The organism is Methylobacterium sp. Leaf469, assembly GCF_001424745.1.
Lineage (GTDB): Bacteria > Pseudomonadota > Alphaproteobacteria > Rhizobiales > Beijerinckiaceae > Methylobacterium.
This window is the reverse complement of record NZ_LMRE01000013.1, coordinates 26381-51128: the sequence shown is the minus strand read 5'-3', so window position 1 is coordinate 51128 and position 24748 is coordinate 26381. Positions and strand designations below refer to the sequence as shown.

Genomic DNA, 24748 nt, shown 5'->3' with positions numbered 1-24748 from the left:
CCATCAAACGCTACATCGTCGAGCACAACCAAAGGCCCAGACCCTTCGTCTGGACCAAACCCGCCGCTGCCATCTTCGACGCTCTCAACCGAACCCCTGAACCATCCGTCTGAGTCAGTGCACTAGCGTATTCGAGGGGCTCCTCCGGCAAAGCATCGAGATCAGGATAATGTCCGACGCTCGCAAGAGCCCGATCATGCCGGTAGCTCCGGCCCTCGAGATGCTGCTCTGCGAGCCGTGCGACATCGGCTTGGCTGAGCTTGCGATCGAAGCGAACCATCGTGAACAGGGTTTCCGTCGCATCCCAATAACGCTGAGACAGCCTCCGGGCCTCGCCGGCGGACGCATGGCCGAGCGACCGAATGATCTCACGTCGATCGAAACGGGCTCGGAAATCGTGGGGGATGATACGACGAAACAGGGCGGTCTGTCCGCGCTGACGAATGTGGATCCTGGGCAAGGCTTGAACCCTTGACGTCCTGGGGAATGGACCTGGACGGTGTGGTCGACCCGGGCGGGTCCGAAAAGCGCAGGAAGATCAGCGTTTGGCTGAGAATCTGAAGCCTTTGGCTGGGGCGCCAGGATTCGAACCTGGGAATGGCGGTACCAAAAACCGCTGCCTTACCACTTGGCGACGCCCCATCGGCGCAAGGCCGGGTGGTGTCTAGACGGAGTGGGGGAGGCTGGCAACAGGGCGACGCCGCCTTTATGAGCGGTTGCGGAGTAGGGAGCACGCGGCGGATGGCGGGACGGATCGCGATGGTGACCGGGGCCGGCTCGGGCATCGGCCGGGCGGTGGCCCTGGGGCTCGCCGAAGCCGGATACGCCGTGGTGTTGGCCGGGCGGCGGCGGGCGCGGCTCGAGGCTGTCGCCGAGGCGGTGCGGGGGCAGGGGGGCGAGGCCCTGTCCGTCGAGGCCGATGTCGCCGACCCGGATTCCGTCGCGCGGTTGTTCGCGGCGACCCGGGAGGCGTATGGCCGCCTCGACGTGCTGTTCAACAACGCCGGCGTGTTCACCCCGAGCGTGCCCGTGGACGAGGTGGCGCTGGCCGATTGGCGCGCCAGCGTCGACGTGAACCTCACGGGCGCCTTCCTGTGCACGCAAGGGGCGTTCCGGCTGATGAAGGCGCAGGACCCGCGCGGCGGACGCATCATCAACAACGGCTCCATCGCCGCCCAGGTGCCGCGCCCGAACTCGGCGCCCTACGCCGCCACCAAGCACGCCATGACGGGGCTGACCCGCGCCACCTCCCTCGACGGGCGCGCCCACGACATCGCCTGTGGGCAGATCGACGTCGGCAATGCCGAGACCGAGATGACGCGGGCCTTTTCGCACGGCGCCCGGCAGGCCGACGGCAGCATCAAGCCGGAGCCGGTGATGGACGCGGCCCACGTGGCGGACGCCGTGGTCTACATGGCGGGGCTTCCGCTCTCGGCCAACGTCCAGTTCATGACCGTGCTCGCGACGAAGATGCCGTATATCGGCCGGGGCTGAGCCCATTCCGGCGGCTTTGCGCTTCCCCCCGGAAACGCCTACACAGCCCGCTCTCTCGGGTCGCCGTCCGGCGGCCATCGTCCGCCCGCCGCGGACCCGGAACACCGTTGCCCGCCATGCTGATGCAGACCGAGACCAAATCCGCCGAACACAAAGCGCCCGACCCGAAGAGCGATCCCGTCGCCCGGCGCCGCACCTTCGCGATCATCTCGCACCCGGATGCCGGCAAGACCACGCTCACGGAGAAGCTGCTGCTGTTCGGCGGCGCCATCCAACTCGCCGGCGAGGTCAAGGCCAAGCGCAACCGCGTCTCCACCCGCTCCGACTGGATGGGCATCGAGAAGGAGCGCGGCATCTCCGTCGTCACCTCGGTGATGACGTTCGAGTACGGCGACTGCGTCTTCAACCTCCTCGACACCCCGGGCCACGAGGACTTCTCGGAGGACACCTACCGCACGCTCACCGCCGTCGACTCCGCCGTGATGGTCATCGACGCGGCCAAGGGCATCGAGGCGCGCACGCGAAAACTGTTCGAGGTCTGCCGCTTGCGCGACATTCCCATCGTCACCTTCATCAACAAGCTCGACCGCGAGGCCCGCGACCCGTTCGAGCTGCTGGACGAGATCGAGAAGGTGCTGGCCCTCGACGTAGCCCCCGTCACCTGGCCCATCGGCCGGGGGCGGAGCTTTGCCGGCACCTACGACCTCGGCAACGGCCGGGTGCGCCGCCTCGACGCCGCCGACGATGCCGGCACCGTGCCGGTGACGGGCGTCGACGATCCGCTGTTCGATGGGCTCCTGACGGAGGAGGGCGAGGTCGCCACCTGGCGCGAGGAGGCGGAGCTCGCCGAGTCCGGCCTCAAGCGCTTCGACCTGGAGGCGTTCCGCGAGGGGCACCTCACGCCGGTGTTCTTCGGCTCGGCGCTCCGCAACTTCGGCGTGCGGGATCTCATCGACGGGCTCGCCCGCTTCGCCCCGCCGCCGCGCGGCCAGGACGCCGACAAGCGCCTTGTGGAGCCCACCGAGCCGAAGATGACCGGCTTCGTGTTCAAGATCCAGGCGAACATGGATCCGAACCACCGCGACCGCATCGCCTTCATGCGGGTGTGCTCGGGCCGGCTCAGCCGGGGCATGAAGGCCAAGCTCGTGCGAACCGGTAAGCCCATGTCGCTCTCCGCGCCGCAATTCTTCTTCGCCCAGGACCGCGCCATCGCGGACGAGGCGTTCGCGGGCGACGTCGTCGGAATCCCCAACCACGGGACCCTGCGCATCGGCGACACCCTGACGGAGGGCGAGGAGATCGTGTTCCGCGGCGTGCCGAGTTTCGCCCCCGAGATCCTGCGGCGGATCAAGCTCACGGACGCGATGAAGGCCAAGAAGCTGCGCGAGGCCCTGCAGCAGATGGGCGAGGAGGGCGTGGTGCAGGTGTTCCGGCCCCATGATGGGTCCCAGGCCATCGTTGGCGTGGTCGGCGCCCTGCAGCTCGACGTGCTGAAGGAACGGCTCCAGGCCGAGTACGGCCTGCCCATCGACTACGAGCCGACCCGGTTCTCCATCTGCCGCTGGATCGAGGCCGACAAGGAGACCGATCTGGACAACTTCATCGGCAGCCACGGCTCGGCCCTGGCGAGCGACCTCGACGGCGCGCCGGTGTTCATGGCCACCACGGCGTTCTCCCTGCGCTACGAGGAGGAGCGGGCGCCCGCATTGCGGTTCTCCGACATCAAGGATTACCAGAAGCGCGCGGTGGCCTGAGCCGGTTTCGGGTTCGCGGGCTTCGGGCGCAGGCTCACGCGGCCCCGCCCAGCTTGATGCCGGAGCGGCGGAAGAATTCGAGCAGCAGGTGGTTGAGTTCGCTGCGGGTCACGTCGCTCTGCGACACGTCGTGGACGAAGACGCGCGCCTCGACTTCGAGATTTTCGCCGAGCTTCGTCAGGAGCAGCACCGGCGCGGGGTCGGCCGCGACGTTGGGATGACGGGCGGCGACGGCGACGAGGATGTCGCGTGCCAGCGCGAGATCCGTGTCCTGGGCCAGCACCACCGGCAGGCGCAGGCGCTGGGACACGTCCGTCAGGGTCTTGTTGCGGACGATGGACGTGATGATGTCGGTGTTCGGCACGATGAGGTCCGTGCGATCGCCCGTGGCGAGGAGCGTCGAGCGGACGCTGATCTTCTTGACGCGCCCCTCCTCGCCCTTGACCGTCACGAGGTCGCCGACCCGGATCGGGCGTTCGGCCAGGACGATCAGCCCCGAGACGAAATTCGAGACGATGCTCTGCAGGCCGAACCCGACGCCGACGGAGAGCGCGCCGGCGATCACCGTCAGGCTCTGCGGATTCACCCCGAGCTGACCCAGCGCCAGGAGGAGGGTGAGCACGAGGCCGCCATAGCCCACCACCGTGATCACGGAGTAGCGGGCGCCGGCGTCGAGGCGCGTCTGCGGCAGGACCCTGCGGTCGAGCCAACCCGTCGCGGCCCGCGTCAGGGCCACGCCGACGATGGCGGTCAGGGCGGCGAACCCCGCAGCGCCGACGAGGGTGCGGACATCGCCCGGATGGGTGCCGAGGAACGCGTCCCGGAACGGGTTGAGTTCGCCGTAGGCGAGGTTCCAGGGGCCGATGACGACGAAGATCATCGCGGTCACCACGAGGACGTTCAGCACGCCCGAGACCACGGCCGAGCCGAGGGCCAGGGTGTCGGGCGGCACCGCCAGGGCCCGGCTCAGGCGCAGCAGCCGCGGGCTGGTCTCGATGTCGGCCCGGGTCACGAACAGGGCGTCGACGCAGATCAGCACCACCCAGCCCAGGGCGAGGAGCAGGCCCGTGACGATCAGGCGGCCGATGAGGAAGCCGCCGAGGGCCGTGTAGCCGGCGAGCATCGCCGCGAACGAAACCGCGACCACGGCCCAGACGACGGGCGTCAGGATCGTGAGGGAGGCGGCCGACCGCGCCGCCGGCATCGCGTCCGACTCGGCCGGGGCCTCGTCCCGGCTCAGGCGCAGGAGGGCCAGCCCCAGGAGCGCGCAGCACAGGGCGATCATCGCCATGGTGGCGGCCTGACTGATCACGATTCGGAAATGCGCCGCGACGGCGAACTCGGCGAACACCAGATCGGCGGCGTAGACCAGGATCAGGGCGTGGCCCGTACGCGCGACGATCAGGGCCGTCCCGTCGCTGACGGCGAGGAGCCGGTGGGCCGGATCGCGCGGCGCCACCATGGCCCGGAGGATGCCCGCCCCGAGGAGGGCGCCCGCGACGGCGGCGAGCACGCGGAAGATGATCGCGTCGAGGCTGCCGGGCGTGAAATCGATGTCGTCGTTCAGGACGAGGAGCAGCACGACCGCGAGGGGGAACGAGCAGACGGTAAGCGTCATGTCGAGGAGGGCGTGCACGGCGGCGCGTCGCCGGGGGCTGATGCTCGTCCGCGCGGCGAAACGCTGCCAGCGGTCCAGGGCGTACCGGCGCGCCTTCCGGATCGCCGCGTAGAGCAGCAGCAGGCCCGTCAGGACCACCGCGGCGCCGATGGCGATCTCGGCGGCGTCGTCACCCTCCTGGCCGGCCGCCATGGCGGTGCCGAGATCGGACAGCTTGCCGGCGACCTGCGGCAGCGCCCGGTCGACGAGTTCGCTCCAGAATCCGAAGGAGAGCGGGCTTGCGCCGCGGGCGAACAGGCGCGCGGCGAAGAGCCTGCGCCGCGCCTCGGTGATGCGATTGCCGAGGCCGTCGAGGTCGGCCGCGAGGGCCTTGTCCGCCTGGACCCGCTCCTCGGCGGACCGGAGGGCGTCGTCGGCCGCCCGGATGGCGGCGTCGCGCTCTGGTGGCGGTTCGATTCGGCCGGCGTCGAGCCGTGCCGTCCGCGCCCGTTCCAGGGCCGCCGCGTCCCGGGCCTGCACCTCGCGGCTCTCCGCCGCCAGGGCCTCGGCCCGGTCGCGGAGCGCGGAGAGCCCGGCGAAGTCGGCCTGCCGGAGGGGGAGTTCGGCGGCGATCTCGGAAAGGGACCGGCGCAGATCCGGGCGCGGGCCGTCCTGCGCCGCCGCGCCGCCGCCGACCACGCCGAAGAGGAGCGCGAGGATGAGGGACACCCGCTGGGCGAGCCGCCCGGCCGGGCCGGTGGGAGGGGCGATCATCGGGGACGGGCCGGCGCGTCGGAGCGGGTCCGCTCAGAACTTGCCCAGCATGGGGAAATCCACGCTGAGGGCGGACTCGGCGGCCAGCGGCGCCTCGCGCTTGCGCGGTTTGCGGTTGATGACCTGCTTCAGCTTCGACTTCAGCACCGACATGTCGAACGGCTTGAGGATGAAGGCGTCGGCGCCGGCCTGGTGGGCGAGGTTGATGTCTTCGAAGTCGAACGAGGCTTCGGTGAGGATGAAGGGCGTGTTCATCAGGGCGTCGTCGGCGCGGATCTCGCGCAGGAAGGCGAGGCCGTCCATGGGCTCCATGTCGAGGTCGGAGATCACCAGGGCGTATTTCCGCGTCCGCAGGCGCTCCAGGGCCGTCGGCGCATCGTTGACGCCGTCGACATCGGGAAACCCCAGCCGGTTCATGAGCAGGATGACGAGCTTCAGGAGCTTCTCCTGGTCGTCGACGATGAGGATCGGGGGCGTCTCGCTCATGGGTTTCGCGTCTCAAGGCCGGGGGCGGCGACGGGGCGTCCGGATGGGGTTCAGACGAACAGGTGGTCGATGCCCTGCTTCGACATGGATTCGCTCTGCAACTGCATGGCCAGGGCGTGGATGCCCGTGGCCTTCGGGGTGCCGCGCTGGAACATCGGCATGAGGTTGGCCTTCACGAACACGGCGTCGTTGGCCGGTCCGCGCACGCCCGTGGAGAACGAGTTCACGAATTCCCGCTTCACGATCTCGCGCCACTCGACGATCTGCACGTCGCGGTGGCGCGTGTCGTTGCCGATGCGGTTGAAGGTGTCGTTCACCGAGGCGCGTTCGCCCTCGATGATCTGCGCGGCGAAGTTCTGCTCCACGATGAGGAAGCTGGTGATGACGGAGAACTCGTTCTTCTTCTGGGCCTGACGGGTGATCTCGCCGAGCTGCCGGGCGCGCGTCGGCGCATCGGCGGCGAGGTTCAGCCGGGAGAAGTAGATGAGATGGACGAGACTCGTCCGTTTGGCGCGCATGATCGTGGCCCGTGATGGTCGCGTCCCGAGCCTAGACGCGCCGGCCATAACGGAGCGTAAAGACGCGCCACCCCGGATTCCTACAGGCTGCGCGACAGCACCAGGGGCTGGCTGCCGCCGTGGCCGGCGCGGGCATAGGGGGAGGGGGCGTGCGACGGGCGGCCGTAGATCGTCGGCGCGCGGGCGCGGCCCACCTCCTCGGCCAGGGACTTCACCAGACCCTCCGAAACGGAGCGGGCGGTGGCCAGCACCATCTGGTTGGCCTCCACGGCCTTGGTGAAGCGCCGGTGCGCCGCCTTCAGGGCCTCGATCCCCTCCGGCGCGAAGCGCGTCAGCGCGATGGCGTTGGCCTTGATGGTCTCCAACCCCTGCAGATAGGCCGCCGACAGGCCGGTCTTCCGCTCGGTTTCGGCCAGCCCCTCGTGCAGGCGCCCGACGCGGATGTGGTCGCTCTCGCGGGCCAGCACCGCCTCCAGGGCGTCGAGGGTCTCCATGACGCGGGCCACCAGGGCCCCGGCTCCGGCGCGGTCGACGATGCGCAGGGGGCCCTCAGTTGACGGAGCCATTCGCGCCCTCCTGCATCTTCATCATCTCGCGAAACACCTGATCGCCGATGCCGACGCCGCCGCTCTTCACGATCTGGCCGGCATATTCCTTGGTGAGCATCGAGCGGTAGACGCCGCCGCCCGTGCCGTTGTCGCCGAGGGGGCCCTCGGTGCCGTCGGACTGGGTCAGCCGGTCGAGGCTCTGCTCGAGGAACATGGTCTCGAACTCCGAGGCGGCCTTCCGGGCCTTCGCCTCGGCGGCGCTCTTGGTCGTCGCCGCCGCGCCGGTCGCCGGAGCGTTGGCCGCCGCGGCGGTCTTGGAAGCGCCCGCGGCGGCCCTGGTGGCGCCCGTGACGGTCTTGGCGATGTCGCCGACGATGGCTTTTCCGACGCCGATGGCGGCGGTGGCGGCAAGGGGAGCGAACAGCATGGTCAACGCCTCGTGCTGGGGGAGGGGGAAGAGCGCATCACATCACCTCTATGTCGGCCTGCAGGGCCCCGGCGGCCTTGATCGCCTGGAGGATCGAGATGAGGTCGCGGGGGCCGACGCCGAGCGCGTTGAGCCCGTCGACGAGCTCGCGCAGGGTCACGCCTTCCTTGACCAGGGCGAGCTTGTTGCCCTCCCCGGTATCGACCTTCACGCCCGTGCGCGGCACCACCGTGGTCTGGCCATTGGACAGGGGGGCGGGCTGGCTCACCTGCGGCTGCTCGGTGATGGTCACCGTGAGGTTGCCCTGTGCGATGGCGACGGTGGAGACCCGGACGTCGCGGCCCATGACGATGATGCCCGAGCGCTCGTCGACGATGACCCGCGCCGTCTGGTCGGGCTCGACCTTGAGCTGCTCGATCTCGGTGACGAGGCGGATCATGTTGCCGTTGTACTTCGGCGGGATCTGCAGGGTGACGGTGGCGGGGTCCGTGGGCTCGGCGGTGTCGGCGCCCATGAAGTCGTTGATGGCGGCCGCGATCCGCTTCGAGGTGGTGAAGTCGGGGTTTCGCAGGGACAGGCGCAGGGAGCGCATGTCGTTCATCTTGAACGCCATCTCGCGCTCGATCATCGCCCCGTTGGGCACCCGGCCGTTGGTGGGGACGCCCCGGGTGATCTTGGCGGCGTCGCCCTCGGCCGAGAAGCCCGCGATGGCCACCGACCCCTGGGCCAGGGCGTAGACCTCGCCGTCGGCGCCGAGGAGCGGCGTCACCAGCAGGGTTCCGCCCTGGAGCGACTTCGCATCGCCCAGCGACGACACCGTGATGTCGATGCGGTTGCCCTGCGTGGCGAAGGGCGGAAGGCTCGCCGTCACCATCACGGCCGCGAGATTCTGGGTCCGCATGGTGGCGCCGCGGGTGTTGACGCCGAGGCGCTCCAGCATCGATTGCAGGGATTGCCGGGTGAACGGGATGTTGTTCAGGGTGTCGCCGGTCCCGTTGAGGCCGACCACGATTCCGTAACCCACGAGTTGGTTCTGGCGCACGCCCTCGATGCTCGCCATGTCCTTCACCCGCGACAGGGCGAAGGCCCGGTCCGGGGCCGCCGTCAGCCCGGCGCAGGCCAGCGCCAGGAGGCAGCGGGCGATGGAGCGCCAGGCGAAGCGGAACGTCGAGCGGGGCATCTGAATGCGCATGGTGCGTTTCGATGGAGGGCGCGGTCTTGGGAGCCAATCTGCCAGGAGCGTGCCAAACCGACCGTTCCGGCAAACCCCTGTTTTTGAACGAATTTTTCTGAGGAGGTCCGGCGCCGGGACGGACGCGGCCACCGTCCTTCGTGCCGACCCGGCAGGATCTGCCGGGGGCTTTACCCGCGGTTAACCAATCCGGCCGGATTCTGCCGCCTCGTACCGATCCCGGGGCCGCGCGAGCGGGGGCCCGAATCGGCCGTCCCCCGGCGCCGCGCGGCTAGGGAGCGGATGGAACCGGCCGCGCGGATACGGAACGGTCGTCCCCCATGCGCATCGACCCCCGATTCGCCGCCGCCGCCGCGGGGGGCGCCACCGCACCGCGCCGGACCGAGGCGGGCCCGGCCTTCGCCCTCGGGCAGGCGCCGGCGACAGCGACCAGCGCCGCGGCGACGCCAGCTTCGTCCCTCGCCGGCCTCGATGCGATCCTCACCCTCCAGACCAATTCCGATACGCCGGAGGAGCGCCGCCGCCGCGCGACCCGGCGCGGCCACGACCTCCTCGACGGCCTCGACCGCCTGAAGGCCTCCCTCATCATGGGCCGGGTCTCGACCCGCGATCTCCAGGCCATCGCGGGTCGCCTCGCCCAGCGCTCGGGCGAGAGCGGCGACCCCCGCCTCGACGGCCTCATCGCCGACATCGAATTGCGGGCGGCGGTGGAACTGGCCAAGCTTCAGGCCCGCGAAGCGGCCTGATCCGGTCCTGAACGCGCCCCGACATTGACGCCCCCGCCACGATCCCCGACAAGCCGAGCCGTTCCCGGCCCCGGACACGCGGACGGGTCGCGATCCGTCGCACCCGTGACCCGGCGCGCATGCTGTTCAACTCGACGATCTTCCTGCTCGGCTTCCTGCCCGTCGCCCTCGCGCTCCACGGCCTCGTGCTGCGGTGGCGCCCGTTCCTGCGGCCCGACTGCCTGCTCCTGCTCTCGTTCGTGTTCTACGGCTGGTGGGACCCGCGCTTCGTGCCGCTCATCGCCGTGTCCATCGGAGCCAACTGGCTGGTGGCCCGGGCGTATCTCCGCGGCCGCCCGCGCGGGCTGATCCCGATCGCCATCGCGGCGAACCTCGTGGCGCTGGCGGTGTTCAAGTACCTCGATTTTCTCGCCGGACTCGTCGCCTGGGTGCCGGGCCTCGCGCTTCCCCCCGTCGGCCTCGCCCTGCCCCTCGGCATCTCGTTCTTCACCTTCCACCACTGCATGTATCTCGCCGACCTCCGGGCCGGCCGAGCGCCCGCCTACGGCCTTCGCGACTACGCCCTCTACATCGCGTTCTTCCCGCAGGTGCTGGCCGGGCCCCTCGTGCGCTGGCGCGAGGTGATGCCTCAGTTCGCCGAGCGTGGACCGGTGGCGCCGGAGCGCTTCGGACAGGGGGTGATGCTGCTCTGCATCGGCCTCGCCAAGAAGGTCTATTTCGGCGACCCCCTGGCCCAGGTCGTCAATCCGGTCTTCGAACTGGCGGCGGGCGGCGCCGGCGTGACGGTGGCGCAGGCGTGGCAGGCGACCCTCGGCTTCACCTTCCAGATCTACTTCGACTTCTCGGGCTACACCGACATGGCGCTCGGCCTCGGCCTGATGTTCGGCGTGATCCTGCCTCAGAATTTCGACGCGCCCTACCGGGCGACGTCCCTGCAGGATTTCTGGCGGCGGTGGCACATGACCCTGTCGCGCTTCCTGCGCGACTACCTCTACGTTCCGCTCGGCGGAAACCGGCACGGCCTCGCCCGCCAGATTCTCGCGCTCCTCGCCACCATGACCCTGGGCGGCCTCTGGCACGGCGCCGGCCTCACCTTCGTGGCCTGGGGCCTCGCGCACGGGATCGGCCTCGCCCTTGGCCTGCTGTGGCGGCGTGGCGGCCTGCCCATGCCGGTGCCGCTCGGCCGGCTCCTCACCTTCGGCTTCGTCGCGGCGACCTGGGTCCTGTTCCGCGCGCCCGATTTCCCGAGCGCCGTGCGCATCTTCGACGGCCTCGTCGGGCACGCGCCCCTCGGCACCGGCCTGCCGTGGCGCACCCTGGCGCCGGCCGCCGCCATCGCCTGCCTCGGCCCCACGGCCTGGAGCGTCGTCCAGCGCACGCCGCCGACCCGGTTCGCGGCGCTCGGCTTCGGCCTGCTGTTCGTCGCCCTGCTCCTGCGGATCGGCGAGGACGCGAACTACGCCTTCATCTACTTCCAGTTCTGAGCACTTCGGGACCGGCGCCGGTCGGCCGTTCTGCGGGGAATTTCGCAGGGTGGCGCCCGCGAAACGCGGGTATCCCGGTCGGTCGGGCAGCGGGCCCGGGTGCATCGGCACGCCATACATCCGTTGCGTGTTTGCCGCAGGGCGCGGATGCCTGTTACGAACCGGCCCGCCTGTGGTATCGGCGCGTTGTCGTGGACCGATCCCTGCATTATAGCGACGCAAAATATCGCCGCAAACTGGCCGCGACAGACTTGCGAGGGGCGCGAATGGCGAAGATCACACTCGAGGACGGCTACGTACCCAGTGAGAGCGAGCCGTTCATGAACGATCGGCAGCGTGAATATTTCCGGCGTAAGCTTCTCGGCTGGAAATCCGACATCATGCGCGAGGCCCAGGACACCCTCGTCGCCCTCCAGAGCGAGAACGAGAACCATCCAGACCTCGCCGACCGGGCCTCGTCGGAGACCGACCGGGCCATCGAGCTGCGGGCCCGGGACCGCCAGCGCAAGCTCACGGGCAAGATCGACGCCGCCCTTGCTCGCATCGAGGACCGCTCCTACGGCTATTGCGAGGAGACCGGCGAACCGATCTCCCTGAAGCGCCTCGACGCCCGCCCCATCGCCACCCTGTCCCTGGAAGCCCAGGAGCGCCACGAGCGGCGCGAGCGGGTCTACCGAGACGATTGAGGTCGCCGGGCACAAGATCGGGACGAAGGCCGCGGCCGAACCCGATCCGGTTCGGGCCGGCGCCGTTCGGCGCCAATTCGGATGAGCGGCGGTGGCCTCGGCGTCGAAGACTGGCGTCGACTTGGTCGGATGCCGGGCGTCGTTCGCGGAACCTTGGGACCGTGGTTCGGCTTCCCCACGATAACACTATCGTCAGGGAGCCAACGCCGTGAACAATGAAGTTCTCATTCTCGTCCTCGCCCTCGCGACCCTCGGCATCGTCATCGGTGTCGCCCTGTGGCAGCGCGCCCGCGTCGCCGCCAAGAAGAACGACCCGGAACGCTCCGCCTTCACGAAGACCCACGGCGAGGCGCCGCGCCCGAACCGGCCCGGCACGGAGCACTAGATTTCCCCGGGGACGATCGTCCCCGGGCGAGGGCTCGCGGTGCCGTCCGGGACCGCGTCAGAACGGCAGCAGCACGTCGACGATCTGCTGGCCGTAGCGCGGCTGCTGCACGTCGGTGATCTGGCCGCGGCCGCCATAGGCGATGCGCGCCTGGGCGATCTTGGTCGACTCGATGGTGTTGTCGGATTCGATGTCTTCCGGGCGGACCACGCCGGCGATGATGAGTTCGCGCACTTCGAAGTTGATGCGGATCTCCTGCTTGCCCTCCACCACGAGATTGCCGTTCGGCAGGATCTGCGTGACGATGGCGGCGATGCTGGTGGTGACGGTCTCGTTGCGCTGAACCGAGCCGGTGCCGTCGCTCGACGTGGTCGAGGTCGCGTCGAGGAGCTTGTCGGCGGCGATGCCGGCGGCCGCCACGGCGGGGTTCTTCTCAAGGCCGAAGGCGTTGGGCAGGCCGAACCCCTCCGCGTTGGAGCGCGAGCGCTTGGTCTCGTTGTTCAGGTTGGCCCGGTCGGTGACGTTGACCTTCACGGTCACGAGGTCGCCGATGCGGGCGGCGCGCTGATCCTTGAAGAACGCCCGCGATCCCGTGCGCCACAGGGAGTTCGGCGCGTAGGAGACCGGCTGGACCTCCGGCATCGGCAACCGCACGGGCTTGTAGCCGGCCTGCGCCGTCGGGTCCTCGATGGCCGACAGGGCCGGGGTGGCGCCGATCTGCGACAGCCGATCGGCGGTGTTGCAGGCGGTCAGACCCGTGCACAGGAGCGCGACGGCGAGGGCGGGGCGAACGCGGTGGGTCATCGGGACCGTGCCTGAGGCGATTCGAAGGGGGAGGATCAACGGGTGCCGTCGAGGGCGGCGTTGGCTTGGCGCTGGATCGGCGCCGGCGCCGGGCCGACGGAAACGCGCCCCGGCCCGATCACGGTGGCGGGCAGCACCTTCTTGGAGACCGGGTTGGTCACGGTGATCGCGGCACCGAGGCGGCCGCTCTCGTTGGCCTGGCCCCGGAGGGACAGGGCGAGGCCAGGCGCGTCGAACACGATGGTGACGGCTTCGCCGCGTGCGACGAGGTCGGGCGGCGCGACATCGCCGCCGCGCAGGATCGCGCCCGCGCTCAAGCCCCGCTGCGCCACCTGTCCGGGCAGGTCCGCCGCGCCCGTCCGGGCATCCGTCGGCACCGCCTCCTTCGGCCGCCGCTCGACGGTGAAGTCTGCCGGCGTGACGGCCTCGCCCCGGTTGAGCTGGCGCCCGATGACCACCACCTCGCGAATCTCCATGACGAGGCCGGTGACCCGGAGCGAAGCCTGGCGGTCGCCGAGCGTCACCAGGGCGGCGAGGCGCCGGGACCGCGGATCGTAGGTGAGATCGACGGCCGAGGCCTGTCCGTCGAGGTCGACGGGGGCGAGCAGCACCGGCGCGTCGCCATCGAGACGGATCGCCACGGTGCGGCCGTCGAGGCCGTAGGCGGTCTCGAGGGACCGCTTCAGGGCGGCCTCGATCTCCGGTTGGGCGACGCGCCGGGCGGCGCGCTGGACCGCGACCTGGACGCGCCCGCCCGTCTCGATCTCGCCGAGCCCGAGGGCCGCGACGGCCTCGGCGATGCGCCGGGCCTGGATGGTGCCGTGCCCCCCGAGGGATGGCGCACGGAACAGCGGGCGCACCGAAAGATCGGCGCTCGCCCCCTCCACGAGATCGCCCAGCGTCAGCACGTCGCCGCGCGCCGTGACGTCGCCGCGCAGGCGAAGGCGCTGCGCCGGGCCCTCCGCCAGAACCGGGAGGGTGAGCAGTCCGAATGCCAGGAGCGCGAACAGGGCGCGGGCCACCATCGCCGGATTGACCGGCGAGACGCGGGGCCGAAGGGTCGGGGAAACGTATCTCAGGGCGTACATCTTGATGGCGCTCCCGATCAGCCGCGGAACATCTGCGAGGTGGTGGACATCATCTGGTCGGCGGCGGTCACGACCTTGGAGTTCATCTCGTAGGCCCGCTGCGCCGCGATCAGGGACGAGATCTCCGTCACCGCGTTGACGTTGGCTTCCTCGAGGTAGCTCTGCTGGAGATTGCCGAAGCCTTCCGCGCCCGGCGCAGCCGCGATGGCCGGGCCCGACGCCGCGGTCTCGATGAACAGGTTGTCGCCGATGGATTCGAGGCCGACCTTGTTGACGAACCGCGCCAGCTGAAACTGCCCGAGCGCCTGCGGCGCCGTCTGGCCCGGCACCGTCGCCTGCACCGCCCCCTGGGCGCTGATGGTCACGGAGGTGGCGTTGTTCGGCACCGTGATGCCGGGATCGACGAGATAGCCGTCGCGGGTGACGAGCTGGCCCTGCGCCGAGAGGTCGAACGAGCCGTCGCGGGTGTAGGCGGTGCGCCCGTCCGGCATGGTGACGCGGAACATGCCCTCGCCCCGGATGGCGACGTCGTAGTCCTTCTGCGTCGAGGTCAGGGTGCCCTGCGACATCACCCGGGCCGTCGAGGTGGTCTTCACGCCCGAGCCGATGGCGAGGCCCGCCGGCAGTTGGGTGTTCTGGTCCGACGTCGAGGAACCGGCCCGGCGCAGGTTCTGGTACAGCAGATCCTGGAAATGCGGCTGCTGACGCTTGTAGCCGGTGGTCCGAAGGTTGGCGATATTGTTGGAGATGACCTGGACGTTGAGTTCCTGGGCCGCCATGCCGGTGGCGGCAGCGTAGAGCGCGCGCATGTGTGCTGATCCTCAGGCGACTTCGGCGAGGCGGCGGATCGCCGTGCCGCGCAGTTCATCGAGGCGCGAGATCACGCCCGACACCATGGAGTAGGTCCGGTTGACGTCCATCAGCCGCGTCATCTCGATGACCGGCTTGACGTTGGAGCGCTCCAGGGCCCCCGACTCGACGCGGCCGGCGAGCCCTGCGGCCGTCGGCGCGGCCGTGGAGGCGTAGAGGTTCGCGCCTTCGTTGGTCAGCGCCTGCGGGTTCGCGAACGTCACGAGGCGCACCCGCCCGCGGATGCCGAGGTTGGTCGAGACCGTTCCGTCGGGGCCGATGGCGAGGCCGGTTTCCTGGGGGCCGATCTGGATCGGCCCGCCATCGCCCTGCACGGGATAGCCGTCGCTGGTCACGAGGTTGCCCTGGGGGTCGGTCTCGAAGGCGCCGTTGCGGGTGAAGCGGTCGCCGGCCGGCGTCCGCACGACGAGGAAGGCTTCGCCCCGGACGGCGACGTGGAGGGGGTTTCCGGTCTGCTCGATGGGGCCCTGACCGAGATCGAGGGCCGTGCCCTGGTCGATGACGTAGGACACGCGCCGATCCGGCTTCGGGAACGAGTCCGCGCTCGCCACCGGCATCAAGTATTCCTGGAACCGCGAGTTGCGGGCCTTGAAGCCGTTGGTCGAGACGTTGGCCATGTTGTTGGCGATCACCTCCAGCTCGCGCTGAAGCGCGACCTGGCTCGAGACCCCCACGAACATTGCGTTCTGCATGACACGATCCAACTGCGACGAGCGGTATTGATCGAACCAGTCCGCACGCGGCGTGCCAGCCGGCGCTACCATTTTTTGCCGAACGAAAACAAAGAGTTGTCCGATATGCCCGACCGGGCCGGTCGAGCCGTCCCCCGTCCTCGCGGCAAGTCCGACCCGGCAGCTTTTGCCGCCTTAACGACCCGTTAACCCTGCGGGCCGATATCTCGACACCAGGAGTTTCACGTTGACGCGGGACTCGAGGACGGCGGCGTTCCAGTCAGGGCAGGATCGATGGCGAAGAAGCCGACAAAGGCCGCCGTGGACGGTGAGGAGGGCGCGCCTCCGGCCGGTTCGAAGAAGAAGCTCATCATCATCGGCGCGGTGGCGCTGCTCGCCCTCGGCGGCGGCGGCGTCTTCGTCATGAAGAAGAAGGCCGGCGACGCGCACGCGGCGACCGCGGTAGAGGTCAAGGCCCCGATCGTCTTCCTCGACGTGCGGGAGATGATGGTCAACCTGTCGAGCGAGGCCGGTCAGGACAAGGCGCGCTTTGCCAAGATCAAGATCTCCATCGAGCTCAAGGACGCCAAGGTCGAGCAGGAAGTGAAGCCGCTGATGCCGCGCATCGAGGACGCCTTCCAGGTCTACATGCGCGAGTTGCGCGCGAGCGACCTCGCCGGTTCGGCCGGCCTGTACCGCCTGCGCGAGGAATTGCTGCGGCGGGTCAACGTGGCGATCCATCCGGCACGGGCCGAGGCGGTGCTCTTCAAGGACGTGATCGTCCAGTAGTTTCGGCCTCCTTCCACCACCGCATTCGGGACTCCCATGGCCGACGCCGACGAGGACGACTGGGCCGCAGCCCTCATTGCCCAAAACGAGGCCGGGGGCGATACGTCCCTGGCCGACGAGTGGGGCGCGGCGCTGGCCGAGCAGGGCACCACGACGCATGCGAGCGACGTCGCCGCCGAATGGGCGACGATGATCGAGGACGGGGAGACCGACAATCTTCCCGAACTCGCCGGCAACGACCGCATCCTGAACCAAGATGAGATCGACGGCGTCCTAGGGTTCTCCCTGCGCGAGCTGTCGGCCTCGGGCGCCGGCGGCGTGCGTGCCATCGTGGATTCGGGCGTCGTCCAGTACGAACGCCTGCCGATGCTGGAGATCGTCTTCGACCGGATGATCCGGTTGCTGTCGACGAGCCTGCGCAATTTCTTCCAAGACAACGTCGAGGTGACCCTCGACAACATCACCTCGGTGCGCTTCGGCGATTACCTCAACGCCATCCCCCTCCCGACGCTCCTGGGCGTGTTCCGGGCCGACGCGTGGGAGAATTCCGGCCTCGTCACCGTCGAATCGAACCTCGCCTACTCGACGATGGACCTGCTGCTGGGCGGCAAGCGCGGCGGCACCTCGACGCGCCTCGACGGCAGGCCCTTCACCACCATCGAGATGCAGCTCGTCCGCCGCCTCGTGGAGATCATCCTCAGCGACCTCGAACTCTCGTTCCAGCCGCTCTCCCCCGTGCGCTTCGCCATCGACCGGATCGAGACCAACCCGCGCTTCGCCACCATCACCCGCCCGGCCAACGCCGCGATCCTGATCAGCCTCAAGCTCGACATGGACGGGCGCGGCGGCCTGCTTCAGATCCTGTTCCCCTACGCCACCATCGAGCCGATCCGTGAACTGCTCATGCAGAGCTTCATGGGCGAGAAGCTCGGCCGCGACCACGTCTGGGAAAGCCATCTCGCCACGGAGATCTGGCAGGCGGACGCGACCATGGAGGCGGTGCTGCACGAAACGATGCTGCCCCTGAAGAAGGTGCTGTCCCTCAAGGTCGGCGACACCCTGATGTTCGACACCAAGCCCTCCGACCTCATCTCCGTGCGCTGCGGGGACTGGGCCCTGACGCAGGGCCGCATCGGCAGGGTCGACGACAGTATCGCCGTGCAGTTGACCCGGCCGCTGCGCCGGTCACGCACCACGTTCCAGGCCTTCGAAGCCTCCATGAACAACCGCAACGACGGGTGAGCCCACCATGAGTCTCCTCGTCACCCTGACGGCCGACGTTCTCGTGGCCATCCTGCTCGTCGCGACCATCGTGTCCTGTATCCGCCTCAGCCGACGCATCGCGCGCATGAAGGCCGACGAAGCCGGCATGCGGCAGACCATCGGCGAACTGATGGTCGCCAGCACCACCGCCGAGCGTGCCGTCGCGGGCTTGCGGGCGACCCTCGACGAATGCGATCGGACCCTGGCCGACCGCCTCGCCACCGCCGAGCGTTACGCCGCCGACCTGTCGACCCACGTCGCCGCCGGCGAAGCGGTCATCGGCCGGATCTCGGCCATCGTCGCCCAAGCCGGGGGAGGGCAAACCGGCGCGGGTCGAACCCAGGCGAGCACCCTCAGGGCACCGCCCATGGCCGACACGGCCGTCCGGCCCCATCCGCAGATCGTCCCGCCGCAGACCCGTACGCCCGCGGAAGTTCCGGCGAGCCCCAACGGTGAACGCCTCGGCGCCGCCGCCGCCGCCGCCCTCGCCATGTCGGAGCGGGCCCTCGGCCGCCTGCGGAGCAAGGCCGCATGACGACGCCGGTGCCGACCCGGATTCCCAGCCAAGCCAAGAAGCCCGGTCCGGCCAAGCAGCCTGGATCGTCCAAGAAGCCCGGTTCGGCGGGGAAGCCGAGCCTGCGGCTTCGCTTTCCGCAGCCGCGCCCGATCAAGCTTCGGCTCGTCGATGCCGTCACCCTCGCGGCCGTCGGCCTTCTGGTGCTGAAGCTCGCCGCGCTGACGGTCGAGGATGCGAAGCCGGTGCCGGGTGCGCCCCTGCCGGACTTCGCCCGTGTTCTCTCCAAGGCACGCACGGGGTACGAGCCGTCGGATCCGGCCACCACCGGCTCCGTAACGCCCAAGGAACCGGAGAAGCCGGCCGCCGAGCCCACGAAGGCACCGACCCGGCCCCCACCGCCTCCGGAAGCGATGCCGGAATCCGAGCGCGCGATCCTCGAACGCCTGTCGACGCGCCGTGAGACGCTCAAGCAGCGCAGCGATGCCCTCGATCTGCGCGAGCAGCTGATCGGTACGGCCGAGCGTAAGCTCGAAACCGGCATCGATGCCCTGAAACAGGGTGAAGGCAGCGCGGAGGGCGGCGCGACCCAGCGGGCGGAGGCGGAGAAGGCGGCGCTGAAGAACATCGTCACCATGTACGAGACGATGAAGCCCAAGGACGCCGCCCGGGTGTTCGACCGTCTCACCCTGGAGGTGCTGGTCCCCATCGTGCTGGCGATGAACCCGCGCAAGATGGCGGAGGTTCTCGCCCTGATGCAGTCGGAGCCGGCGGAGAAACTCACCGTCGCCCTCGCCAACCGCGCCCGCGGCATGGCGCCGGCACAGGCCCCGGTGGTCGCCGGCCTCGGCCCGAACGAGCTGCAGGCCATCGAGCCTTCCGGCCGGGTGGAACCGAAGCGCTGACGCTTGGGTCTCAGACCATCCTTATGGTTGCGCGCGCCGGGCGTCGGGGTTAGGCGGCAGGCTCGGATGCCACCATACGGCACCGCCCGCCGTCGATCGGAGGGCGGGCTTTCGCGGGAGTGGCGTCGCACACGCTCGAGACGCATCCCTGGAGGCCCAGCTTGTCGCCGCTCTATCCGTTCCGCCCGCAGACCGCCGCGCTCTTCGGCCTGTCCCTGTCGCTCGCACTCCTACCGTTCCTGACCACGCAGACCTTCGCTCAGGACGAGGGCGAGCCGGAGGCGCCCGCCGTGACGGCGCCGAAAGCCAAGCCGAAACCGAAGCCCGCCCCGGCGGCCAAGCCCGCGCCTGCGGCCAAACCGGCTCCCGCCACGACGGCGCCCGCCGCGACGGCGTCCACGGCCGTCTGGCCTGCCGGCGCGAGTTCGGTCAGCGAGGTCTACGGCGACTGGACCGTCGTCTGCGCCCGGGAAGGCGCCGGGCCGTCGACCTGCACGCTGATGCAGGCCCAAGGGTCGAAGACGGATGGACGCCGCTCCTTCGCCATCGAACTGCGCTCGCCCGCCGAGGGCCGTGCCGCCGGACTGATTCTGATGCCGCTCGGGGTCAACATCGAGGGCGGCGTCCAGTTCAAGCTCGACGAGGCGGTTCTCGGACAGGGTGCGCCCTATCTGAGCTGCAGTCAGGAAGGCTGCATCGTCCCCGTCAGCTTCCCGACCCTCGCGACGGACACGATGAAAACGGCCAAGGCTCTGACGGTCACGGCCACGCGGCCGGACGCCAAGGAACCGGTGGTCATCACCGTGCCCCTCGGGGGCTTCGGTCCCGCCCTGGCCCGCGCCGCCGCGTTGGCGGGCTGACACCGATGCGGTGGTGATCCGGCGCGCGCCGGCACCGCCGACGAACCGACCGAGAGCCAAGCGCAACAAAAATCCGCGCCCGACGAGACCATCGGCTCGGTCACACTCACAAGGAAACGCCCATGAAGTCCGTTCTGACCGCCTGCGTGTTCGCCGCCCTGGCGACGGCGCCCGCCCTCGCCCAGACGACACCGGACGCCCCGCCACCCGATGCCGCCGCACCGGAGAACAGGCCTCCGGAAACGAAGGCCGAACGCCAGCGCAACAGCGCCGCCAAACTCTCCGGGCTCCTGTACTTCGTGCAGAATGCGTGTCCGGACCTGCAGCCCGACTACGCCCGCTTCAAGACCGTGGTCTCTAGCCTCGGGGTGACACTGGAAGACCTCTCGGCCGGCGACCTCCTGTTGCGGTCGCGCACCTACACCGAGGTCTACACCAAGGACACGCCCGCGAACTGCACCCGGGCCGAGGCCAATTTCGGTCCGGCCGGGACGACGATCCCCGGGCTCGTCGTCAAGCGGGCGGCACAGTAGCGCCGCGCCCGGCTTTTAAGCCCACGTTAGCCCTGGCCTGAGAGAGTACCAGGACGGTGTGGCGTATGGCGCCCGTCTCGCGGTGCGAGTCGGGTGCCCCTCGGGTTTGGCGAATTCTGCGATGGGTCTGGGTGCCGGTATCGCGACTCGACGGCGTCGGCCCCTGGCCGGCCTCGCCGCGGCGTCGATCCTCGCCGGTCTGGTCCTGTGCGGACCCGCCGATGCAGGGCGCCTGACATCGGCTGCCGGCACGCAGGCCGAGCGCTACGGCCGTATCGCCCTGAGCTTCGACACCGCCGTCACGGTCAAGGCCCGGATTTCGGGGGCGGTTCTCGTCATCACCTTCTCCGAGCGCAGTCCCGCCTTCGCGGAACGCCTCGCCGCGCAGATGCCGGACTACGTGTCCGTGGTCCGGCGGGATCCCGACGGGGCCGGCCTGCGGCTCGCCCTGCAACGGCCCTATCGCGTCAACGTGCAGAGCGCGGGCGAGACGACGTTCATCGATCTCCTGCCCCTCGACTGGGCCGGTCTGCCGCCCCCCCTGCCGCCCGAGATCGTGGCCGAGCTGTTCGCCCGGACCCAGGCCGCCGAGGCCGCCCTGCGCGCTGCCCGTCCGAAGCCGCCCGAGCCCGTCCGGCTGCCCCTGGAACTGGCCCTTCGCCCCAACCTCATGCGCCTCAGCCTGCGTCTGCCCGAATCCGCGACGGCGCGGTTCGAGCGCGACGGCGCGGCCACGCGCCTCGACCTGCCCGGCGCATGGCGGATCGACGACACCGCGACGCGCGGACGTCTGAAGCCCGCGGTGGCGGCCCTGTCCGTGGAGGGGGATACGGCGGGCGCCCGTCTGCTGGTGACTCCCGCGGACGGGTACGAGGTCACCCATACGCGCGACGCCGACGGCGTCACCCTCGATCTGATCCCCAAGGCCCGGGAGACGAAGCCGTCCGAGGCCCGCGCGGCGGACCCCACGGCCGACGTCAAGCCCGCGGCGGTTGAGCCCAACCCGTCCTCCGGCGCGCCCGCGACCGCTCCGGTGCAGCCGGTCGCAGGCGCGCCGGCAAAGCCGCCGGCCGCCGTGGCGCGAGCGGCCGTGATCCGTCCCGCCGGCCCCGGGTTGGTGTTCCCCTTCGAGCGGATGCCGGCCGCGGCCCTGTTCGAGCGGGCGGGCATCGCCACCCTCGTGTTCGAGACGCCGGCCCCCGTGAGCGTTCCATCGGGCGATCCGATTCTGACGCCCCTGGGGCCGCCCGTGCGAACGGGTGGTTTCGTCACCATGCGGTTCCCCGTCCCGCGCGAGCGTCTGCTCGACCTCGTTCCGGTCGGCCCCACCGAGGCTCCGACGGGCTGGGAGCTCGTGGCGGGCACGGATCTCGCGGCGAGCGAATCCCTGTCGGCGGTTCGGAATGCGGGGGCGAACGGGCGCCTCGGCGTCGGGGTGAAGCTGCCCAGCCCCGGCGGTGCCACCTGGCTCGACCTCGACGGAGAACGCATCGGCGTCGTCACCGGTCACGGTCCGAAGCCCGCCGGCATCGCGAAGCGTCAGGCCTTCGTCGATTTCGAGTTGCTGCCGAGCCGGCAGGGCATCGCCGTCCTGGCGCAGGCGGACGATCTGCTGGTCCGGCCGGACCTCGACGGTGTCTCCATCGGCCGGGATTCCGGCCTGGCCGTGTCGGGCGTCGCGCGGGCGACCGATGCACCGCTGGCGGCCGTCGCCGATCTCGCCGTCGATCGCGGCCCCTGGGAGGCCTCGCGCCGGGGTGACGTTCGGGAGCTCCTGCGCCACCAGCTCGAAGCGGTGACGGAGGCGTCCCGCGTCGCCCGCGGCCCCCTGCGCCTGACCCTGGCCAGGAGTTTCCTCGCGAACGGCCTCTCGATCGAGGCTTACGGCGTCCTCAAGGTCGCGGTGGCGGAGGATCCGGTGCTGGCCGGCCAGCGCGATGTCTCCCTTCTCATCGCCATCGCGGCCGCCCGCATGGGCCACACGGGCGAGGCACGGCGCATTCTGGAGAGCGACGGCCTGAAATCCGATCCGGAGGTGCGCCTGTGGCAGGGCTACCTCGATGCCCTCGCGGGCCAGTGGGCCAAGGCCGACGGGGCGTTCCGGGAGACCGCCGGCATCCTCGAACGGTACCCCGACGATCTGCAGATCCTCCTGCGCAGCGCGGCCGCCGAAGCGGCCATCGAGGCGGGCGACTGGGACTCGGCGAGCCGCCACATCACCCTGGCGGGGGCGCGCTTTCCGGAGCGGCCGCTGCGCGATCGGCTCGCACTCCTGCGCGCCCGCATCGACGAGGTCACGGGCCGCACCACCGTCGCCCTGGAGAGCTACCGCCGCCTCGCGGAAGCGGGGGACGGCCCCGTCGCGGCGGATGCCGCGTTGCGCGCCGCCATCCTGGGCCATGCCTCGGCCAAGCTGCCGCTCACCGAAGCCATCGACCGGATCGAGACCCTGTCGCTCACCTGGCACGGCGACGAGATCGAGACCCGGGCGATCGCGGCCCTCGCCAATCTCTACAAGGAGGCCGGGCGCTGGCGTCAGGCCTTCACGGCCGCGCGACGGGCCGACGCCCTGCGCGGCCAGTCGCCCATCGCCCGCACCCTGCACGATTCGGCCCTGACCCTCTTCGACGAGCTCTATCTGGGCGAGCGCGGCGCGAACCTGTCCGGCGTCGAGGCCCTGGCGCTGTACTTCGACTTCAAGGACTACGCCCCGATCGGTCGGCGGGGCGACGAGATCGTGCGCCGCCTCTCGGATCGCCTGGTGGAGCTCGACCTCCTCGACTCCGCCGGGGACCTGCTGCAGCATCAGGTGGACCACCGCCTCGCCGGGCCGGCCCGTGCCGAGGTGGCCGCGCGGCTCGCCACCATCCGGCTCATGGACGAGAAGCCGCTGGCCGCGCTCCAGGTCCTCGACGCGACCTATCTGCCCGAACTGCCGGAGGATCTGCGCCGGGCCCGCGCGCTCCTCCGGGCACGCGCCCTGTCCGACCTTTCGCGGACGGACCTCGCCCTGGAGACCATCGAGGGCGAGCCGGGGGCCGATGCGGCGCGCCTGCGGGCCGACATCCTGTGGACCGGACGGCGCTGGCGCGAGGCCGGCGAGGCGCACGAGACCCTGGTGAGCGAGGCTTGGCGCCAACGGGCCCCCCTGGACGACAAGGAGCGGACCGACGTCCTACGCGCCGCCATCGCGTACGGGCTGGCCGGCGAAACCCTGAGCCTGGAACGCCTGCGGGCGAAGTTCGCCGACCCGATGGCGGACAGCATCGACGCGCGCACCTTCGCCCTGCTGACCCAGCCCAATGCCGTGCGCACGGCGGGCTTCCGCGAGATCGCCCAGAAGGCCACGAGTGCCGAGACCCTGCGATCCTTCCTCACGGAATACCGCAAGCGCTATCCCGACGCCGCCGTGCCCGAGCGGGGCAAGCGCGAGGGCGAGGCCCGCGCCGATGCGCAGGGACCGGCAACCCCGCCCGGCTGATCGGGACCGCCGGGCTGACCGGCGCCGAGCCGCCAGGCAAGTCTTCTTCGTCGCGCGGCATTTTCAGGTGCCGTAGCTCTGCACCAGGGACCCGGCCACCAGGGTCCAGCCGTCGACGAGGACGAAGAAGATCAGCTTGAACGGCAGGGCCACCGTGGCGGGCGGCACCATCATCATGCCCACCGCCATGAGGATCGACGCCACCACGAGATCGATGATCAGGAACGGGATGAACAGGAGAAAGCCGATCTCGAAGGCCCGCCGGAGTTCCGAGATCATGAAGGCCGGGGTGACGATCTCGAGGCCGATGGCCTCAGGGCCGGACGGGACCGGCACCTTCGCCATGTCGAGGAACAGCTTGAGATCCTTCTCCCGGACGTTCTTCAGCATGAACGCCTTGAACGGCGCCGAGGCGCGCTCGAACGCGACGCTCTGGGTGATCTGACCGGCGATGAGGGGCTCGATCCCGGTGCGGTAGGCTTCCCGCCCGACGGGGGCCATGACGAAGGCCGTGAGGAAGAGCGCGAGGCTCGTGACCACGGCGTTGGGCGGCGCGCTCTGGGTGCCCAGCGCCGAGCGCAGGATCGAGAACACCACCACGATCCGGGTGAACGAGGTCGCCATCACGAGGACCGAGGGCGCAAGCGCCAGGACCGTGATGAGGGCGACGAGCTGCAGCGCGCGCTCGGTGACGCCGCCGGCGCCGAGATCGACGGAGAGGCTCTGTGCCGTGGCCGCGCCCGCCGCCAGGGTCAGGCCGAGCGCCGTCGCAGCGAGCGCGACGGCGCAGCGTTTGGATCGGATCATCGTGGTTCCGCAGGGATCTGGCGGGGCGTCGCGCGATGCGATTCCCCGGAACGTCGCGTCCTCCACCGCAAA

Annotated in this window: 25 protein-coding genes, 1 tRNA gene and 1 pseudogene; 15 read left to right on the top strand and 12 right to left on the bottom strand. The window is 70.2% G+C overall.

The annotated features are described in order from the left end of the window. Positions 1-113, top strand: a pseudogene (locus ASG60_RS22615) (IS630 family transposase); the annotation flags it as partial. Positions 114-169: 56 nt separating this feature from the next. Next, positions 170-475: a hypothetical protein gene (locus ASG60_RS22610; protein WP_156398852.1), complete on the top strand. Its 306-nt coding sequence runs from the start codon at positions 170-172 to the stop codon at positions 473-475. A gap of 92 nt (positions 476-567) precedes the next feature. On the opposite strand, the gene ASG60_RS10180 is transcribed toward ASG60_RS22610, so the two are convergent. Then, positions 568-642: transfer RNA gene (locus tag ASG60_RS10180), tRNA-Gln, on the bottom strand. 99 nt (positions 643-741) lie between these two features. On the opposite strand from ASG60_RS10180, the gene ASG60_RS10175 reads away from it, so the two are divergent. Then, a complete protein-coding gene (locus tag ASG60_RS10175; protein WP_056385363.1) occupies positions 742-1494 on the top strand; it encodes an SDR family oxidoreductase in 753 nt (250 codons plus the stop codon). A 116-nt stretch (positions 1495-1610) separates the two neighbouring features. Beyond that, a complete protein-coding gene (locus ASG60_RS10170; RefSeq protein ID WP_056169275.1) occupies positions 1611-3248 on the top strand; it encodes a peptide chain release factor 3 in 1638 nt (545 codons plus the stop codon). A 34-nt stretch (positions 3249-3282) separates the two neighbouring features. Here ASG60_RS10170 and ASG60_RS10165 read toward each other — a convergent pair whose 3' ends face one another. The 6 genes from ASG60_RS10165 to ASG60_RS10140 form a co-directional block, all read right to left on the bottom strand. Continuing rightward, positions 3283-5619: a DUF3772 domain-containing protein gene (locus tag ASG60_RS10165; RefSeq protein WP_056385361.1), complete on the bottom strand. Its 2337-nt coding sequence runs from the start codon at positions 5617-5619 to the stop codon at positions 3283-3285. 33 nt (positions 5620-5652) lie between these two features. Further along, positions 5653-6105: a response regulator gene (locus ASG60_RS10160; RefSeq protein ID WP_056385359.1), complete on the bottom strand. Its 453-nt coding sequence runs from the start codon at positions 6103-6105 to the stop codon at positions 5653-5655. A 50-nt stretch (positions 6106-6155) separates the two neighbouring features. Next, a complete protein-coding gene (locus ASG60_RS10155) occupies positions 6156-6623 on the bottom strand; it encodes a BLUF domain-containing protein (RefSeq protein WP_056385356.1) in 468 nt (155 codons plus the stop codon). An 80-nt stretch (positions 6624-6703) separates the two neighbouring features. Continuing rightward, positions 6704-7189: a hypothetical protein gene (locus tag ASG60_RS10150; RefSeq protein ID WP_056169293.1), complete on the bottom strand. Its 486-nt coding sequence runs from the start codon at positions 7187-7189 to the stop codon at positions 6704-6706. Beyond that, positions 7173-7598 carry a rod-binding protein gene (locus ASG60_RS10145; RefSeq protein WP_056263845.1) on the bottom strand — a complete coding sequence of 142 codons (426 nt, stop codon included), beginning with the start codon at positions 7596-7598 and terminating at the stop codon, positions 7173-7175. Before ASG60_RS10145 ends, ASG60_RS10150 begins: the two co-directional genes overlap by 17 nt. A 37-nt stretch (positions 7599-7635) precedes the next feature. Beyond that, positions 7636-8790, bottom strand: a complete 1155-nt coding sequence (locus ASG60_RS10140; RefSeq protein WP_056169299.1) for a flagellar basal body P-ring protein FlgI — start codon at positions 8788-8790, stop codon at positions 7636-7638. A 320-nt stretch (positions 8791-9110) separates the two neighbouring features. Here ASG60_RS10140 and ASG60_RS10135 point away from each other — a divergent pair, with 320 nt between their 5' ends. The 4 genes from ASG60_RS10135 to ASG60_RS23135 all read left to right on the top strand — a co-directional run bounded on the left by ASG60_RS10135 (position 9111) and on the right by ASG60_RS23135 (position 12091). Then, complete coding sequence (locus ASG60_RS10135; RefSeq protein WP_056169302.1) at positions 9111-9536, top strand: flagellar assembly protein FliX; 426 nt, start codon at positions 9111-9113, stop codon at positions 9534-9536. A gap of 119 nt (positions 9537-9655) precedes the next feature. Continuing rightward, positions 9656-11020, top strand: coding sequence for an MBOAT family O-acyltransferase (locus tag ASG60_RS10130; protein ID WP_056385354.1), 1365 nt, complete (start codon positions 9656-9658; stop codon positions 11018-11020). Positions 11021-11286: 266 nt separating this feature from the next. Then, a complete protein-coding gene (dksA, locus tag ASG60_RS10125) occupies positions 11287-11706 on the top strand; it encodes an RNA polymerase-binding protein DksA (RefSeq protein ID WP_056169307.1) in 420 nt (139 codons plus the stop codon). Positions 11707-11914: 208 nt separating this feature from the next. Further along, a complete protein-coding gene (locus ASG60_RS23135; protein WP_200918727.1) occupies positions 11915-12091 on the top strand; it encodes a hypothetical protein in 177 nt (58 codons plus the stop codon). Between the two features lie 57 nt (positions 12092-12148). Here the strand turns inward: ASG60_RS23135 and flgH are convergent, their stop codons facing one another. The 4 genes from flgH to flgF are packed head-to-tail and all read right to left on the bottom strand — an operon-like array spanning position 12149 to position 15545. Next, positions 12149-12895, bottom strand: coding sequence for a flagellar basal body L-ring protein FlgH (gene flgH / locus ASG60_RS10120; RefSeq protein WP_056169311.1), 747 nt, complete (start codon positions 12893-12895; stop codon positions 12149-12151). Between the two features lie 35 nt (positions 12896-12930). Then, entirely contained in the window at positions 12931-13983 is a 1053-nt protein-coding gene (gene flgA / locus ASG60_RS10115; RefSeq protein WP_056263849.1) for a flagellar basal body P-ring formation chaperone FlgA, read from the bottom strand. A 17-nt stretch (positions 13984-14000) separates the two neighbouring features. Next, positions 14001-14792, bottom strand: a complete 792-nt coding sequence (gene flgG, locus ASG60_RS10110; protein ID WP_056169314.1) for a flagellar basal-body rod protein FlgG — start codon at positions 14790-14792, stop codon at positions 14001-14003. 12 nt (positions 14793-14804) lie between these two features. After that, positions 14805-15545: a flagellar basal-body rod protein FlgF gene (gene flgF, locus ASG60_RS10105; protein ID WP_056169315.1), complete on the bottom strand. Its 741-nt coding sequence runs from the start codon at positions 15543-15545 to the stop codon at positions 14805-14807. A gap of 273 nt (positions 15546-15818) precedes the next feature. Here flgF and fliL point away from each other — a divergent pair, with 273 nt between their 5' ends. From fliL to ASG60_RS10070, 7 genes are all read left to right on the top strand, one after another. Continuing rightward, on the top strand, positions 15819-16313 hold the full coding sequence (fliL, locus tag ASG60_RS10100) for a flagellar basal body-associated protein FliL (RefSeq protein WP_056169319.1): 495 nt from the start codon (positions 15819-15821) through the stop codon (positions 16311-16313). A 36-nt stretch (positions 16314-16349) separates the two neighbouring features. Then, a complete protein-coding gene (gene fliM / locus ASG60_RS10095) occupies positions 16350-17555 on the top strand; it encodes a flagellar motor switch protein FliM (protein WP_056169321.1) in 1206 nt (401 codons plus the stop codon). Between the two features lie 7 nt (positions 17556-17562). Then, positions 17563-18111 carry a DUF6468 domain-containing protein gene (locus tag ASG60_RS10090; RefSeq protein ID WP_056169323.1) on the top strand — a complete coding sequence of 183 codons (549 nt, stop codon included), beginning with the start codon at positions 17563-17565 and terminating at the stop codon, positions 18109-18111. Further along, a complete protein-coding gene (locus ASG60_RS10085; RefSeq protein ID WP_244474252.1) occupies positions 18108-18995 on the top strand; it encodes a hypothetical protein in 888 nt (295 codons plus the stop codon). The genes ASG60_RS10090 and ASG60_RS10085 overlap by 4 nt, the downstream gene beginning before the upstream one ends. Positions 18996-19156: 161 nt before the next feature. Then, on the top strand, positions 19157-19855 hold the full coding sequence (locus ASG60_RS10080) for an invasion associated locus B family protein (RefSeq protein WP_244476628.1): 699 nt from the start codon (positions 19157-19159) through the stop codon (positions 19853-19855). 122 nt (positions 19856-19977) lie between these two features. After that, positions 19978-20388, top strand: a complete 411-nt coding sequence (locus tag ASG60_RS10075) for a hypothetical protein (protein ID WP_056169326.1) — start codon at positions 19978-19980, stop codon at positions 20386-20388. 121 nt (positions 20389-20509) lie between these two features. Further along, the gene (locus tag ASG60_RS10070) at positions 20510-23869 is read left to right on the top strand and encodes a hypothetical protein (protein ID WP_056385352.1); all 3360 of its coding nucleotides are present in this window, start codon (positions 20510-20512) and stop codon (positions 23867-23869) included. 63 nt (positions 23870-23932) lie between these two features. Here the strand turns inward: ASG60_RS10070 and fliP are convergent, their stop codons facing one another. Further along, positions 23933-24676, bottom strand: a complete 744-nt coding sequence (fliP, locus tag ASG60_RS10065; RefSeq protein ID WP_056304620.1) for a flagellar type III secretion system pore protein FliP — start codon at positions 24674-24676, stop codon at positions 23933-23935. Positions 24677-24748 lie beyond the last annotated feature (72 nt).

Coding starts and splice junctions, on each gene's coding strand:
- ASG60_RS22610 (WP_156398852.1), top strand. CDS start 170: ATGTCCGACGCTCGCAAGAGCCCGATCATGCCGGTAGCTCCGGCCCTC.
- ASG60_RS10175 (WP_056385363.1), top strand. CDS start 742: ATGGCGGGACGGATCGCGATGGTGACCGGGGCCGGCTCGGGCATCGGC.
- ASG60_RS10170 (WP_056169275.1), top strand. CDS start 1,611: ATGCTGATGCAGACCGAGACCAAATCCGCCGAACACAAAGCGCCCGAC.
- ASG60_RS10165 (WP_056385361.1), bottom strand. CDS start 5,619: ATGATCGCCCCTCCCACCGGCCCGGCCGGGCGGCTCGCCCAGCGGGTG.
- ASG60_RS10160 (WP_056385359.1), bottom strand. CDS start 6,105: ATGAGCGAGACGCCCCCGATCCTCATCGTCGACGACCAGGAGAAGCTC.
- ASG60_RS10155 (WP_056385356.1), bottom strand. CDS start 6,623: ATGCGCGCCAAACGGACGAGTCTCGTCCATCTCATCTACTTCTCCCGG.
- ASG60_RS10150 (WP_056169293.1), bottom strand. CDS start 7,189: ATGGCTCCGTCAACTGAGGGCCCCCTGCGCATCGTCGACCGCGCCGGA.
- ASG60_RS10145 (WP_056263845.1), bottom strand. CDS start 7,598: ATGCTGTTCGCTCCCCTTGCCGCCACCGCCGCCATCGGCGTCGGAAAA.
- ASG60_RS10140 (WP_056169299.1), bottom strand. CDS start 8,790: ATGCGCATTCAGATGCCCCGCTCGACGTTCCGCTTCGCCTGGCGCTCC.
- ASG60_RS10135 (WP_056169302.1), top strand. CDS start 9,111: ATGCGCATCGACCCCCGATTCGCCGCCGCCGCCGCGGGGGGCGCCACC.
- ASG60_RS10130 (WP_056385354.1), top strand. CDS start 9,656: ATGCTGTTCAACTCGACGATCTTCCTGCTCGGCTTCCTGCCCGTCGCC.
- dksA (WP_056169307.1), top strand. CDS start 11,287: ATGGCGAAGATCACACTCGAGGACGGCTACGTACCCAGTGAGAGCGAG.
- flgH (WP_056169311.1), bottom strand. CDS start 12,895: ATGACCCACCGCGTTCGCCCCGCCCTCGCCGTCGCGCTCCTGTGCACG.
- flgA (WP_056263849.1), bottom strand. CDS start 13,983: ATGTACGCCCTGAGATACGTTTCCCCGACCCTTCGGCCCCGCGTCTCG.
- flgG (WP_056169314.1), bottom strand. CDS start 14,792: ATGCGCGCGCTCTACGCTGCCGCCACCGGCATGGCGGCCCAGGAACTC.
- flgF (WP_056169315.1), bottom strand. CDS start 15,545: ATGCAGAACGCAATGTTCGTGGGGGTCTCGAGCCAGGTCGCGCTTCAG.
- fliL (WP_056169319.1), top strand. CDS start 15,819: ATGGCGAAGAAGCCGACAAAGGCCGCCGTGGACGGTGAGGAGGGCGCG.
- fliM (WP_056169321.1), top strand. CDS start 16,350: ATGGCCGACGCCGACGAGGACGACTGGGCCGCAGCCCTCATTGCCCAA.
- ASG60_RS10090 (WP_056169323.1), top strand. CDS start 17,563: ATGAGTCTCCTCGTCACCCTGACGGCCGACGTTCTCGTGGCCATCCTG.
- ASG60_RS10085 (WP_244474252.1), top strand. CDS start 18,108: ATGACGACGCCGGTGCCGACCCGGATTCCCAGCCAAGCCAAGAAGCCC.
- ASG60_RS10075 (WP_056169326.1), top strand. CDS start 19,978: ATGAAGTCCGTTCTGACCGCCTGCGTGTTCGCCGCCCTGGCGACGGCG.
- ASG60_RS10070 (WP_056385352.1), top strand. CDS start 20,510: ATGGGTCTGGGTGCCGGTATCGCGACTCGACGGCGTCGGCCCCTGGCC.
- fliP (WP_056304620.1), bottom strand. CDS start 24,676: ATGATCCGATCCAAACGCTGCGCCGTCGCGCTCGCTGCGACGGCGCTC.